The following is a 14,676-nucleotide window of genomic DNA, read 5'->3' as shown; positions in this document are numbered from 1 at the left end:
GGAACCGCAGCTTCGGATGCGGGTTTCCGCGGCCATGACCCAGACCTCAGATCCCACCCGCTATCCCCTCCTTGCCAATCCCCACATCCGCCTGTCGGGCACCGTGGACCAGCTGATGTACGAAAACTTTCGTGCGCAACTTGGCAATTGCCCGAAGGAGGGCACGCTCGTCATTGCGCTGACCACGTTGGGCGGCGACCCCGAAGTCGCGCGGACGATGGCGGACGATATCCGGCTGCTTGAGGATCATGACGGTCGCGAGATCCTGTTCCTCGGCAAGGTGGCGGTCTATTCTGCGGGCGCAACGTTCATGTCCGCGTTCCCGGTCGCGCGCCGGTTTCTCACCCGGCACACGCGATTGATGCTGCACGAACGGCAAATCACCAAGCAGATCGACCTCAACGGGCCGTTACGGATGGTCGTCGCGTCCATCAAAGCGGCGCTCCACGAGGTCGAGCATTCGATCGAGATTGAGGAAGAAGGCTTCCAGGCGATCGTCCGCGACAGCCAGGTTTCGTTCGAGGAACTGCGCCAGAAGGCCCCGTCCAACTGGTATATCGAAGCCGAGGAAGCGCGCGATCGCGGGCTCGTGCTCGACGTCATCTGATCGGATGACACCGCGCCCCGCAATCGCACTTGCAGCAATTCGATGCCGCAAGGGTTTGCGGGGCGGGCCTTGCTTGTGTACGGCTACCCGCACAACCCGGCGGTAACCCGCCCTCCTGGATGGAAAACGCGAGCAAGCGATGGCCGAATTCTTCCTCCCCGCCAACTCCAAGCCCAAGTCGGGTGGCAAGGTTCATAAAGCGGCGCCCGAAGCGAAACGTATCAAGAAGTTCAAGATCTATCGGTACGATCCCGATGCGAACGCGAACCCGCATTACGACACGTTCGAGGTCGATCTCGACTCGTGCGGCCCGATGGTGCTTGACGCACTAATCAAGATGAAGGGCGAGCAGGATTCGTCGCTCACCTTCCGCCGTTCGTGCCGCGAAGGCATTTGCGGGTCCTGCTCGATGAACATCGACGGCAAGAATGGCCTGGCGTGCACGACCGCGATCGAAGACGTGAAGGGCGACATCCGCATCACGCCGTTGCCGCATATGGAAGTGATCAAGGACCTCGTTCCTGACTTCACGCATTTCTACGCGCAATATTCGTCGATCAAGCCGTGGCTGCAAACGGTCACGCCGCCGCCCGCCGGCAAGGAACGACTCCAGTCGCCAGCCGAGCGCGAGCAGCTCGATGGTCTGTACGAGTGCATTCTGTGCGCCTGCTGTTCGACGGCTTGCCCGAGCTACTGGTGGAATTCTGACAAGTTCCTTGGCCCGGCGATCCTGTTGCAGGCCTATCGCTGGCTCGCCGACAGCCGCGACGAGATGACCGGCGAGCGACTCGACGAACTCGAGGATCCGTTCCGCCTGTATCGCTGCCACACGATCATGAACTGCGCGAACGTCTGCCCCAAGGGTCTCAACCCCGCCAAGGCGATTGCCGAAATTAAGAAGATGGAAGCAGAACGCGTCGTATGAGCAGCGCCGCCCCGTCCGTGAGGACGGGGCCACGCCCGAGGATAAACGACGTTTGACCGCTCCGTTCACGTTCGACGATGATCCGGATCTGGCCGGATGGAAGCGGTGGCAGTTTCACGACGCCACCCGCTACAATGCCTTCCTGGAACCGCTTCAGGTTCGGGTCGAAGGCGAGATCGCACGAGTCCGAATGATGCCGCGGCAGGCACATTCCAATATGCGGGGCCATGTCCATGGCGGTGCGCTGCTCGGATTCATGGATGTCGCGCTGTTCGCCGCGGCGCGCGGGTTCGATGTCTTGTCTGCGGGTGGGGCGGTCACGCTCGACCTGTCGGCGCAGTTCATCGGGGGTGGCGCGTTGGACGTCCCGCTCGAGGCGCGGATCGAACTGCTGCGCGAAACCCGTAACCTGCTCTTCCTACGCGGCCTGATCGTCCAGGACCATACTCCCACGATCGCCAGCTTTTCGGGCACGCTCCGCAAGTCCGCGTCCCCGGCTGCGACGCTTCCCCAACCAGAATGATCCCGGCATGACCAATGTTATCGCGCGCTATGACGCGCTGATCGCCTCCGGCGAACTCCGTCCCGACGCTGAGCAGGCAGCCGCGGCGCGGCGCCTGGCGGAATTGGCGACCGCACTGGAGGCAACGCCCAAGCGCGGCTCGATGCTATGGCGCGTGCTCGGTCGTAAGCCGGAGCCTCCGCGCGGCGTGTACATGTGGGGCGGGGTTGGTCGCGGCAAGTCGATGCTGATGGACCTGTTCTTCGACGCGCTCGACATCCGCCGCAAACGGCGCGTCCATTTCGCCGAATTCATGCTCGAAGTGCACCAACGCCTCGCGGTCGAGCGCGCCAAGGAGCTGGGGGACCCGATCCCACCGCTGGCGAAGGCGATCGCCGAAGAGGCGCGGCTGCTCGCGTTCGACGAGATGATGGTGACCAACAGCCCCGACGCGATGATCCTGTCGCGGTTGTTTACGCTTTTGCTGGAGGAGGGCGTGACGGTCGTCACGACTTCCAACCGCCCACCCGCCGACCTGTACAAGAACGGGCTCAATCGGGAGCATTTCCTGCCCTTCATTGCGCTGATTGAAGCGCGGATGGACGTGATTACGCTTAACGGACCGACCGACTACCGCCGTGATCGGCTGGGATCGGTCGACACTTGGCTCGTCCCGAACGGCCCCGAAGCGACCCGACTGCTATCGGGTGACTTCTTCCGCTTGACCGACTTCCCGGTCGAGGACCGCGCGCATGTCCCGTCCGAGGATCTGATCGTGCAAGGGCGCAGCGTGCATGTCCCAAAGGCGATAAAGGGCGTCGCGGTGTTCAGCTTCAAGCGGTTGTGCGAGGAGGCACGCGGGAGCGCGGACTATATCGCGATCGCGCGGCGCTATCATACCGTTATCCTGGTCGGCATTCCCAAGTTGGGGCCGGACAATCGCAACGAGGCAGCGCGGTTCGTCGCGCTGATCGACGCGCTGTACGAACAGAAGGTCAAGCTGCTCGCCGCCGCGGATGCCGAGCCGCAGGACTTGTACGAAAGCGGGGATGGGCGGTTCGAGTTCGATCGGACGATCAGCCGGCTGGAAGAGATGCGGTCGGAAGAGTATCTTGCTGCGGGGCATGGCGGGGATTGACGACAACCTGTCGTAACGAACTGTTTCCCCGCGAAGGCGGGGATCCAAAGCCACACGAGCGGCACACCCGTAACTCTGGGCTCCTGCCTGCGAAGGAGCATGGCAAACCTTATTGCACTTGCGAACTAGTTGCAATAAGAAGTGAAAGTCTGTGTCTCACGGGTTGCCCAAACGCAAAAACCCGCCTAAGGCGACGCCCGGCAGAGCTCGCCCGATCGCTCTTGAGTTATTAACGCCCTGGGCGGGCCTAAGCGAAAAGGATCCCGGATGGCTCGCAAGAAGATCGCGCTGATCGGCGCCGGCAACATTGGCGGCACGCTCGCCCATCTCGCAGCGCTTAAGGGCCTCGGGGATGTCGTGTTGTTCGACGTCGTCGAAGGTGTACCCCAGGGCAAGGCGCTCGACCTCAGCCAGTGCAGTCCGGTCGAAGGCTTCGATGCGACCATCACCGGCACCAACGATTACAAAGACATCGCAGGCGCGGACGTGATCATCGTGACCGCAGGTGTCGCGCGCAAGCCCGGCATGAGCCGCGATGACCTGCTCGGCATTAACCTCAAGGTTATGAAGGCCGTCGGCGAGGGCATCGCTGCCAACGCACCCGATGCATTCGTCATCTGCATCACCAACCCGCTCGACGCGATGGTCTGGGCGCTGCGCGAATTTTCCGGCCTTCCGCACAACAAGGTCGTCGGCATGGCCGGCGTGCTCGACTCGGCGCGTTTCAGCCACTTCCTCGCGGACGAGTTCAAGGTCTCGGTCAAGGACGTCACCAGCTTCGTGCTCGGCGGCCACGGCGACACGATGGTCCCGGTCATCTCTTATTCGACCGTATCGGGCATCCCGGTTCCCGACCTCGTCGCGATGGGGCGTTCGACCCAGGAAAAGATCGACGCGATCATCAAGCGCACCCGCGGCGGCGGCGGCGAGATCGTCGCGCTGCTCAAGACCGGCTCGGCTTATTATGCCCCTGCCACCAGCGGCATCGCGATGGCGGAAGCCTATCTGTACGACCAGAAGCGCGTCCTTCCGGCGGCAGCACACCTGACCGGCCAGTATGGCATCGACAATCTCTATGTCGGTGTCCCGGTCGTGATCGGTGCGGGCGGCGTCGAGGAAGTCATCGAGATCAAGCTCGACGACGAAGCGAAGCAGAACCTCAGCGTGTCGGTCGATGCGGTCAAGGAACTTCTCGTCGCATGTAAGGCGATCGACGGGTCGCTCAACTGATATTCTCTGCGGGGCGCGCGACAGCGCGATCCCCGCATTCTCTTAATTAGGAAGAGTGCTGCATGAGCATCCTCGTCGACAAGAACACCAAGGTTATCACCCAGGGCATGACCGGGGAAACCGGCAGCTTCCACACCAAGGCGGCGCTGGAATACGGCACGCAGATGGTCGGCGGCGTCACGCCCGGCAAGGGTGGCACGACTCACCTCGACCTGCCGGTGTATGACACCGTGGCCGAGGCCGTCGCGATGACCGGCGCGACCGCGTCCGTGATCTACGTTCCGCCCCCCTTCGCGGCGGATTCGATCCTCGAGGCGATCGACGCGCAGGTCCCCCTGATCGTCACGATCACCGAGGGTATCCCGGTGCTCGACATGGTTCGCGTCAAGCGCGCGCTGTCGGGGTCTAAGTCGCGCCTGATCGGCCCGAACTGCCCCGGCGTCCTCACCCCCGGCGAGTGCAAGATCGGCATCATGCCCGGTAGCATCTTCAAGCAGGGCTCGGTCGGCGTTGTCAGCCGTTCAGGCACGCTCACCTATGAGGCGGTGTTCCAGACGTCGAACGCAGGTCTCGGTCAGACGACCGCGGTCGGCATCGGTGGCGATCCGGTCAACGGCACGAACTTCATCGACGTGCTCGAGCTGTTCCTTGCGGATGACGCGACCAAGTCGATCATCATGATCGGCGAAATCGGCGGTTCGGCCGAGGAAGAGGCTGCGCAGTTCCTGATCGACGAGGCCAAGCGTGGCCGCAAGAAGCCGATGGCCGGCTTCATCGCGGGCCGCACGGCGCCTCCAGGTCGTCGCATGGGTCACGCCGGGGCGATCGTCTCGGGCGGCCAGGGTGGCGCGGAAGACAAGATTGCGGCGATGGAGCGCGCAGGCATTCGCGTTTCCGCTTCGCCGAGTGAGTTGGGCACGACCTTGCTGGAAGTGCTCAAGGGTTAAAGGCACGTCGCCCCGGCGTCATGCCGGGGCCGCCGTGTCCAGTCGGGCGCGGCGGTGTCCCACTACTAAAGACCCCAATGCTCCGGGGTGACGAGGACTCGCTATGGGCTACGAGAACCAGGACTTCGGCGATATCGCAGGCGGCGTCAGCCCCGCGTTCATCGAGACGCTTTACGCGCGTTTCCGCACGTCCCCGGACAGCGTTGAGCCGGCCTGGCGTGGCTTTTTCGAAGGACTCGAGGGTTCGTCTTCGGGTCCGAGCTGGCAGTCGGCCAAGTGGCCGCTGTCGACCACGGACGATCTGACCGCCGCGCTCGACCCGACCCAGATGGAGCCCGCGCCCAAGCCCATGAAGGGCGGCGCCAAGCCTGCTCCGGCCGCGGCCCCTGCGGTCAGCCAGGACGACATCATCCGCGCGGCAGGCGACTCGATCCGCGCGATGCTGCTGATCCGTACGTACCGCGTGCGCGGCCACCTCGCCGCTAATCTCGACCCGCTTGGTCTTTCGCAGCGCGAGATGCCGGCCGACCTCAAGACCGAATATCACGGCTTCTCTGATAGCGACATCGATCGTCCGGTTTACCTCGGCGGCACGATGGGGCTGCAATGGGCGACCGTGCGCGAATTGATCGACACGCTGCGCGCCAATTATTGCGGCAACGTCGGCCTCGAATACATGCACATCGCCGACGTCGAGGAGCGCCGTTTCCTGCAAGACCGCATGGAAGGCAAGGACAAGGCGATCGAGTTCACCGACCTCGGCAAGAAGGCGATCCTCAACAAGGTGATCGAAGCCGAGCAGTGGGAACGCTTCTGCGGCAAGAAGTATGTCGGCACCAAGCGCTTCGGCCTCGACGGTGGCGAGAGCATGATCCCCGCGCTCGAATCGGTCATCAAATACGGTGGCTCGCTCGGCGTGAAGGAGATCGTCTTTGGCATGGCGCATCGCGGGCGCCTCAACGTCCTCACCAACGTGATGGCCAAGCCGTTCCGCATCATCTTCCACGAATTCGGCGGCGGGTCGGACAATCCCGATGACGTCGCGGGTTCGGGCGACGTGAAGTATCACCTCGGCACCTCGACGGACCGCGAGTTTGACGGGATCAGCGTCCACATGTCGCTGGTCGCCAACCCATCGCATCTGGAAGCGGAAGATCCGGTCGTGCTCGGCAAGACCCGCGCGATCCAGACGATCGCGAACGACCTGACCGAGCATAAGGCATCGCTCCCGGTGCTAATCCACGGCGACGCGGCGTTCGCGGGGCAGGGGATCGTATGGGAGACGCTCGGCTTCTCCGGTATCCGCGGGTATAACACCGGAGGCTGCGTCCACTTCATCATCAACAACCAGGTCGGCTTCACTACCAGTCCGCAATTCGCGCGCTCGTCGCCCTATCCGTCGGATGTCGCCAAGGGCGTCCAGGCGCCGATCTTCCACGTCAACGGCGATGACCCAGAAGCCGTCACCTTCGCTACCAAAATGGCGATGGAGTTCCGTCAAAAATTCCATCGCGACATCGTGATCGACATGTGGTGCTACCGCCGCTTCGGTCATAACGAAGGCGATGAGCCGGGCTTCACGCAGCCGCTCATGTACAAGGCGATCAAGGACCATCCGCCAGTCAGCGAGATCTACGGCAAGAAGCTGATCGAGCAGAAGGTCATCGATTCCGCGTGGATTGACGAGAACATCAAGCAGTACACCACGCTGCTCGAAGGCGAGTTCGAGGCGGGCGCGAGCTACAAGCCCAACAAGGCGGACTGGTTCGCCGGTCGATGGTCGGGGCTCCATGCGCCGGCCGACGCGGAGACCGCGCGTCGCAACGTCAACACGGGGATGGAACAGAAGCTGTTCGACTCGCTCGGCCGTACGCTGACGACGATCCCCGAGGGGCTGACCGTCCACAAGACGCTCAACCGCGTGCTCGATGCCAAGCGCGAGATGTTCAAGTCGGGCCGCAGCTTCGACTGGGCGACCGGCGAGGCACTGGCGTTCGGGTCGCTGTTGTCGGAAGGCTATGGCGTTCGTTTGTCGGGGCAGGATTCGGGCCGCGGTACCTTCTCGCAGCGCCACGCCGTCTGGGTCGACCAGACCGATGAGCACAAGTATCGCCCGCTCGAGACGATCCCGCACGGCCGGTTCGAGGTGCTCGACAGTCCTTTGAGCGAATATGGCGTGCTCGGGTTCGAATATGGCTACGCGCTCGCGGACCCCAAGACGTTGGTCATGTGGGAGGCGCAGTTCGGCGACTTCATGAACGGTGCGCAGATCATGATCGATCAGTTCATCGCGTCGGGCGAGGCCAAGTGGCTCCGCGCCAACGGCCTTGTGATGCTGCTGCCGCACGGCTACGAAGGGCAGGGGCCAGAGCATAGTTCAGCGCGGATCGAGCGCTTCCTGCAGTTGTGCGCGCAGGACAACATGCAGGTCGCCAACTGCACGACCCCGGCCAACTATTTCCACCTGCTGCGTCGGCAAATGCATCGGTCGTTCCGCAAGCCGCTGATCGTCTTCACCCCCAAGTCGCTGTTGCGACACAAGATGGCGGTGTCGCAGGTCGACGAGTTCCTCGGTGACAGCCACTTCAAGCGGTTGCTGAGCGATCCCTCCGCGCCGGCGGACGTCGAGGTCAAGCGGCTCGTCCTGTGTTCCGGTAAGGTCGCCTACGACCTGATCGAAGCGCGTGACGCAGCGGGCGATACCAACACCGCGATCGTACGGGTCGAGCAGCTCTATCCCTTCCCGGGCGAGCCGCTGGTCGAACGCATGAAGCGCATGCCCAACCTCGAGACGGTGGTGTGGGCGCAGGAAGAGCCGAAGAACAACGGCGCGTGGAGCTTCGTCGAACCGTTCATCGAGGAGGTTCTCACCGAGGTTGGCGGTCCGGTCACGCGGGCGCGCTATGCGGGTCGTGCGGCTTCGGCCTCGCCCGCAACCGGGTTGATGAAGCGGCACCAGACCGAGCAGGCGGCGCTCGTCGCCGATGCGCTCGGCCACAGCGTCCGCGAGGAAATTCGCCGCACGCGGAAAGTTTGATTCACCCTCACTGCTTCCCCGGCGCAGGCCGGGGCCCAGTAGTGAGGCATAAGGTAATTTCGCGCGGCGCTTGATCAGCGAGCGTTGCGCACCTGGGCCCCGGCCTTCGCCGGGGAAGATAAAAGAGGCGCATATGGCAACCGAAGTCACAGTACCGGTACTCGGCGAATCGATCACCGAGGCGACGCTCGGCGAATGGCTCAAGCAGCCTGGCGACAAGGTCGCAGCGGACGAGCCGATCGCCAGCCTCGAGACGGACAAGGTCTCGGTCGAGGTACCGTCGCCGGTCGCCGGGATCATGGGCGAACATGCGGTCAAGGTTGGTGACACCGTCCTGGTTGGCGCGATGCTCGCGACGATCGACGCAGGCGACGGTGCGGCTGCATCGACGCCTGCCGCCCAGCCGGCGGTCACTGCAACGTCAGACGCCGCTCCCGCCTCTGACTCTCCTGCCGCAGCCGCGGGCCAGCAGGCTCCGTCGTCGTCGAGCGATGGCCCCGCTGCGCTCAGCCCGTCGGTACGCCGCGCGGTGCTCGAGCATGGCGTCGACCCGTCGACGGTCAAGGGCACCGGCAAGGACGGCCGCCTGACAAAGGACGACGTCGCCGCCGCCGCCGCCTCGACCCCGGCCCCTGCCGCCGCGCCAGCGCCTGCCGCGGCTCCCGCACCCGCTGCAACGGGCGGCCGCAAGGAAGAGCGCGTGCGCATGACGCGCCTGCGTCAGACGATCGCCAAGCGCCTCAAGGAAGCGCAGAACACCGCCGCGATGCTCACGACGTTCAACGACGTCGACATGACCGCGGTGATCGCGGCGCGCGCGAAGTACAAGGACCTGTTCGAGAAGAAGCATGGCGTCCGGCTTGGCTTCATGGGCTTCTTCGTGAAGGCCGCCACCATGGCGCTGCGCGACATTCCCAGCGTCAACGCGTCGATCGACGGCGACGACATCGTCTATCACGATTACGCCGACATCTCGGTGGCGGTGTCGTCGCCGGGTGGCCTCGTCGTTCCGGTGATCCGCGATGCGGACCAGATGTCGGTCGCGCAGATCGAGAAGACGATTGGCGACTTCGGCAAGCGCGCTAAAGACGGCGCGCTCAAGATGGACGAGATGAAGGGCGGCACGTTCACCATCTCGAACGGCGGCGTGTTCGGCTCGCTGATGTCGACCCCGATCATCAACCCGCCGCAGTCGGCGGTGCTCGGGCTGCACCGCATCGACGAGCGTCCGGTCGTGGTCGACGGGCAGATCGTAATCCGTCCGATGATGTATCTGGCGCTTAGCTACGATCACCGGCTGATCGATGGTCGCGAAGCCGTGACGTTCCTCGTCGCGCTCAAGAATGCTATCGAGGATCCGACGCGGATCTTGATCGACTTGTGATCTGACCGTTGCGCGCCTGCGCAGGCAGAGCCCAGGGTTTCGAACGCTGTACTGCGTAACTCTGGGTTCCTGCCCTTGCAGGAACACGACGAAGGACAGGAGAGGTCATACGAAACCGGGCTGCGTCTATTTGATGGCAAGCCAGCGCAATGGGACGCTCTACCTGGGCGTCACCAGCAACTTGCTGGCCAGAGCCTATTAACATCGCAACCGGTTGATCGACGGCTTCACCAAACAATACAATTGCACGCATCTTGTCTGGTACGACGCGTGTGACGATCTTGAGGCAGCGCGGTATCGCGGGCTTCAGATGAAGAAGTGGCGGCGGGCCTGGAAGATCGCGTTGATCGAACAGGACAATCCGCAGTTGAAGGATTTGTACGAGACGCTGTTCTGAAAATGCGTTCTCCTGCGAAAGCAGGAGTCGAAGGTTTCAAACGGTGCCCCGCGTAACTCTGGGTTCCTGCCTACGCAGGAACACAAGTGGAGCATAAAATGGCTGACTATGATTTCGACGTTCTGATCATCGGTGCCGGACCCGGCGGCTACGTCGCGGCGATCCGCGCGGCACAGCTCGGGCTGCGCACGGCGTGCGTCGAAAGCCGCGAGACGCTGGGCGGCACCTGCCTCAACGTCGGCTGCATCCCGTCCAAGGCGATGCTCCACGCCTCTGAATTCTACAACGACGCGAAGAACGGCATGATGGCCAAGCTCGGCGTCAAGATGGACAGCGTCTCGCTCGACCTCGACACGATGCACGAGCAGCGCCGCGATGCGGTCAAGCAATTGACCGCGGGCGTCGCCTTCCTGTTCAAGAAGAACAAGGTCGAATGGCTTAAGGGTCAGGCGAGCTTTACCGGCAAGGACAGCGTCGACGTCGCGGGCCAGACCTATCGCGCCAAGAACATCGTGATCGCGACCGGCTCGTCGGTCACCCCGCTGCCGGGTGTGACGGTCGACCAGAAGGTTGTCGTCGATTCGACCGGTGCGCTCGAGCTGGCGAAGGTGCCTGAGCATATGGTCGTCATCGGTGGCGGGGTGATCGGGCTCGAGCTTGGCTCGGTGTGGAAGCGGCTTGGCGCACGCGTCACCTGCGTCGAATATCTCGATCAGATCCTCCCCGGCTTCGATGGTGAGATCCGCAAGGAATCGAACAAGATCTTCAAGAAGCAGGGGATCGAGTTCAAGCTGTCGACCAAGGTCACCGGCGTCAGCGTCGAGGGCGAGAAGGCGACGATCACGGTCGAGCCCGCTGCGGGTGGTGCGCCTGAGACGATCGAGGCGGATACCGTGCTCGTGTCGATCGGGCGCAAGCCCAATACCGATGGGCTCAACCTGGAAGCTGCAGGGCTTTCGACCAACGGTCGTGGGCAGGTCGAGACCGACCACCGCTTCCAGACGTCGGTCCCCGGCATTTGGGCGATCGGCGATGTCGTCCCCGGCCCGATGCTCGCGCACAAGGCCGAGGATGAGGGCATCGCGGTCGCCGAGAACATCGGTGGCCTCACCGGCATCGTCAATCACGATGTCATCCCGTCGGTCGTCTACACCTGGCCCGAGATCGCAGGCGTCGGCCTGACCGAGGAAGCCGCGCGCGAGAAGGTCGCCGAGGTCAAGGTCGGCAAGTTCCCGATGGCCGCCAACAGCCGCGCCAAGACCAACCACGAGCCCGACGGCTTCGTGAAGGTGATTGCAGATGCCAAAACAGATCGCGTCCTCGGCGTGTGGGCGATCGCGAGTGTGGCGGGGACGATGATTGCCGAGGCCTGCACGGCAATGGAGTTCGGCGCGACCAGCGAAGACATCGCATATACGTGTCATGCCCATCCGACGCACGCCGAGGCTATGAAGGAGGCTGCGATGGCCGTACGCGGCAAGGCGATCCACGTCTGAAGCTGCCGCACGTCGGGGCAGATCGCGTCGCGCGGTCTGCGCCGATGCGGAAGCGGAACGATCTTTCGCGTTGCCGGTTCTCCCGTGCGTGCCGAGTTAAGGCATGTGTAACGGGGACTAACCAATGAAGAATACGATGTTCGTCGCGCTTGCAGCGCTCTCACTCCCGCTGGCCGCGTGTGGCGGAAATGGCGATGGAAAGCTCGCCAAGCAGGTCGAAAAGGCAGCGGACAACCGCGCCGATGCGATGGAAGCACAGGCCGAAAACCTGGAGCAAGCCGCCAAGGCCGAGCGAGAGACTGCCGATGAGCGCGCAGACGCAATCCGCGCCGCCGACGTGAATGCCCAGGCAATGACCCCCGAACAACGTGGCGAAGTCATCGCAAACGAGGCCGCGGCGGTCCGTTGATGATCCGGCGCGCGACGCATTTTCGTCGCGCGCCGATTACCTCGGGGCGAGCGCCACAAAGGTTGCGTACCTCTGAGGCACAGGACGGCTGGTACCGTTCCGGTCGACGCCCCATATGACGCAAGTGCCACCACCAGCGTCGTCTCTTCCATCTGACCTGACCAACTGGTTCTCGGCCAAAGGCTGGGCGCCGCGTCGGCATCAACTCGATATGCTTGCAGTGGCGCGGAACGGCGCACACGGGTTGCTCGTCGCTACGACGGGCGCGGGTAAAACGCTTGCCGGTTTCCTGCCGACGCTCGCCGAGCTGATCGAGAGCCCAAGCGAAGGGCTTCACACGCTCTACGTTTCCCCGCTCAAGGCCCTCGCGGTTGATATCCAGCGTAACCTGCTCGCGCCGGTTGAGGAAATGGGGCTGGATATCCGGATTGAGACGCGTACGGGCGATACCCCCAGCGACCGCAAGGCGCGGCAGCGCATTCGCCCTCCGCAAATCCTGCTGACCACGCCTGAATCGCTCAGCCTGTTGCTTAGCTACCCCGATGCCGCGACGATGTTTGCCGGGTTGAAGACGATTGTCGTCGACGAGGTCCATGCTTTTGCAACCGGAAAGCGCGGCGACCTGCTCTCTCTGGGAATGGCACGGCTGCAGGCGATCGCCCCCGGTTTGCGTCGTGTCGCGCTGTCCGCGACGGTTGCAGACCCTGACGGCTACCGCGCGTGGCTCGCCCCCGATGGCGACATCGATACGGTGACGCTGGTGCAGGGCGATCCCGGTGCGCCGCCGAACATCGCAATCCTGCTGCCCGAGGGCCGCATTCCCTGGTCGGGCCATTCGGGGCGTTACGCCGCCGAACAAGTGATCGCTGAAATTGAGACGCACAAGACCACGATTGTCTTCTGCAATACCCGCGCCCTTGCCGAATTGATTTTCCAGGATTTGTGGAAGGCCAATGCGATGAACCTGCCGCTTGGTGTCCATCACGGTTCGCTCAGTTTGGAGGCACGCCGCAAAGTCGAAGGCGCGATGGCGGACGGAAAGCTCCGCGGATTGGTCGCGACCGCGAGCTTGGATCTTGGCGTAGATTGGGGCGATGTCGATTGTGTGATCCAGATGGGGGCGCCCAAGGGATCGTCGCGGTTGTTGCAACGGATTGGCCGTTCCAACCACAGGCTGGACGAATCTTCGGAGGCAATCGTCGTCCCTGGTAATCGCTTCGAATATCTGGAGGCGCGCGCCGCACTGGATGCGGTGGAAGCTGGTGAGCTTGACGCTGACGTCTTTCGCATGGGTGCGCTCGACGTCCTCGCGCAGCATGTGATGGCGTGTGCCTGCGCCGCACCGTTTGATCAGGCGGTGCTGCTCGACGAGATCCGGTCCGCGCTGCCCTATTCCGCGCTGACCGCGGAGACGTTCGACCAAGTGCTGCACTTCGTTCGCGACGGGGGATATGCGCTTCAGGCCTACGACAAGTTCAAGCGGCTGACCCAGGACACGGACGGGATGTGGAGAATCACGCATCCCAAATTCATCGCGCAACATCGGCTCAACGCCGGGATCATCGTCGAGGCGACGATGCTCAGCGTTCGCTTCAAGAACGGGCGTACGCTCGGGCGAGTCGAAGAAGCGTTCGCCGCGACGATGAGTCCCGGCGATACCTTTTTTTTCGCTGGGATGAGCCTGGAAGTCGAACGGATCGATACCGAGGATCTGGTCGTCCGCGCCACCGCTCGGCCTGCGCGGATTCCGAGCTACGGCGGGTCGCGAATGCCGCTGTCGACCAACCTGGCGGATCGGGTGCGGGGGTTCCTCGCCGACCCGTCCGAATGGGCGCGCTTTCCTGATGACGTACGCGAATGGTTGGAGGTGCAGCAGGCCCGTTCCATCCTGCCAAGCCCGGGCCAGTTGCTGGTCGAGACGTTCCCGCGCGAGGGGCGCCACTACATGGTCGCCTACAGTTTCGAGGGGTGGAACGCACACCAGTCGCTTGGCATGCTGGTCACGCGGCGCATGGAAACGCAGGGGCTGCGGCCGATCGGCTTCGTTTCCAACGATTATGCGCTCGCCTGTTTCGGACTCGATCCCATTCCTGATCCGCGCGCGCTGTTCTCGCCCGATATTCTGGAGGACGAGTTCGTCGACTGGGTGCAGCAATCCGCGCTGCTCAAACGTGCGTTCCGCGAAGTCGCGGTGATTGGCGGGCTGGTCGAGCGCCAGATCCCGGGGAAACGCAAGACCGGCCGGCAAGTTACCTTCTCCACCGACCTGATCTACGACGTGCTGCGAAAGTACGAGCCGGCGCATATCCTGCTGCAAGCGGCATGGGCGGATGCGCGTGCTCGCATGACTGATGTCGGGCGGCTCGCCAATCTGCTCGACCGTGCGGCGGATACGATGCTGCACGTCGATCTGCCGCGCATTTCACCGCTAGCGGTCCCGGTGCTGACGCTGATCGGTCGGGAGAAAGTCGCGCAGGGAATGTCCGACGATGCCTTGTTGGAGGAAGCCGAAGTGCTCGCGGCGGAAGCCATGCGGGTCGACTGACGTTGCTTGTTCAGGAGGCGGAACGAGCGTAGCTTGCAGGAATGTTTCTGGCGTTGCTT

Annotated in this window: 11 protein-coding genes and 1 pseudogene; all 12 read left to right on the top strand. The window is 63.4% G+C overall.

The features are described 5' to 3' along the window. Positions 1-34 precede the first annotated feature (34 nt). The 12 genes and pseudogenes from QBJ92_RS00290 to QBJ92_RS00235 all read left to right on the top strand — a co-directional run bounded on the left by QBJ92_RS00290 (position 35) and on the right by QBJ92_RS00235 (position 14,617). The gene (locus QBJ92_RS00290; protein ID WP_277967678.1) at positions 35-607 is read left to right on the top strand and encodes an ATP-dependent Clp protease proteolytic subunit; all 573 of its coding nucleotides are present in this window, start codon (positions 35-37) and stop codon (positions 605-607) included. A gap of 139 nt (positions 608-746) precedes the next feature. Next, positions 747-1,532 carry a succinate dehydrogenase iron-sulfur subunit gene (locus QBJ92_RS00285; protein ID WP_277967677.1) on the top strand — a complete coding sequence of 262 codons (786 nt, stop codon included), beginning with the start codon at positions 747-749 and terminating at the stop codon, positions 1,530-1,532. A 52-nt stretch (positions 1,533-1,584) separates the two neighbouring features. Next, positions 1,585-2,055, top strand: coding sequence for a PaaI family thioesterase (locus QBJ92_RS00280; protein ID WP_277967676.1), 471 nt, complete (start codon positions 1,585-1,587; stop codon positions 2,053-2,055). Between the two features lie 7 nt (positions 2,056-2,062). Continuing rightward, on the top strand, positions 2,063-3,172 hold the full coding sequence (gene zapE / locus QBJ92_RS00275; protein WP_277967675.1) for a cell division protein ZapE: 1,110 nt from the start codon (positions 2,063-2,065) through the stop codon (positions 3,170-3,172). 267 nt (positions 3,173-3,439) lie between these two features. Next, positions 3,440-4,402: a malate dehydrogenase gene (mdh, locus tag QBJ92_RS00270; protein ID WP_242140424.1), complete on the top strand. Its 963-nt coding sequence runs from the start codon at positions 3,440-3,442 to the stop codon at positions 4,400-4,402. Between the two features lie 62 nt (positions 4,403-4,464). After that, positions 4,465-5,349, top strand: a complete 885-nt coding sequence (sucD, locus tag QBJ92_RS00265) for a succinate--CoA ligase subunit alpha (RefSeq protein ID WP_010160545.1) — start codon at positions 4,465-4,467, stop codon at positions 5,347-5,349. 103 nt (positions 5,350-5,452) lie between these two features. Next, a complete protein-coding gene (locus QBJ92_RS00260; protein WP_277967674.1) occupies positions 5,453-8,386 on the top strand; it encodes a 2-oxoglutarate dehydrogenase E1 component in 2,934 nt (977 codons plus the stop codon). Between the two features lie 133 nt (positions 8,387-8,519). Beyond that, on the top strand, positions 8,520-9,770 hold the full coding sequence (odhB, locus tag QBJ92_RS00255) for a 2-oxoglutarate dehydrogenase complex dihydrolipoyllysine-residue succinyltransferase (protein WP_277967673.1): 1,251 nt from the start codon (positions 8,520-8,522) through the stop codon (positions 9,768-9,770). A 133-nt stretch (positions 9,771-9,903) separates the two neighbouring features. Next, a pseudogene (locus QBJ92_RS00250) lies at positions 9,904-10,167 on the top strand (GIY-YIG nuclease family protein). Positions 10,168-10,265: 98 nt separating this feature from the next. After that, complete coding sequence (lpdA, locus tag QBJ92_RS00245; protein ID WP_277967672.1) at positions 10,266-11,663, top strand: dihydrolipoyl dehydrogenase; 1,398 nt, start codon at positions 10,266-10,268, stop codon at positions 11,661-11,663. Positions 11,664-11,787: 124 nt separating this feature from the next. Further along, on the top strand, positions 11,788-12,072 hold the full coding sequence (locus QBJ92_RS00240; protein ID WP_277967671.1) for a hypothetical protein: 285 nt from the start codon (positions 11,788-11,790) through the stop codon (positions 12,070-12,072). Between the two features lie 115 nt (positions 12,073-12,187). Then, positions 12,188-14,617, top strand: coding sequence for a ligase-associated DNA damage response DEXH box helicase (locus QBJ92_RS00235; RefSeq protein WP_277967670.1), 2,430 nt, complete (start codon positions 12,188-12,190; stop codon positions 14,615-14,617). The last annotated feature ends 59 nt before the right edge of the window (positions 14,618-14,676 follow it).

The organism is Sphingomonas echinoides, from assembly GCF_029623395.1.
In the GTDB taxonomy this organism is placed as follows: domain Bacteria; phylum Pseudomonadota; class Alphaproteobacteria; order Sphingomonadales; family Sphingomonadaceae; genus Sphingomonas; species Sphingomonas echinoides_A.
This window is presented reverse-complemented; position numbering and strand designations above follow the sequence as displayed.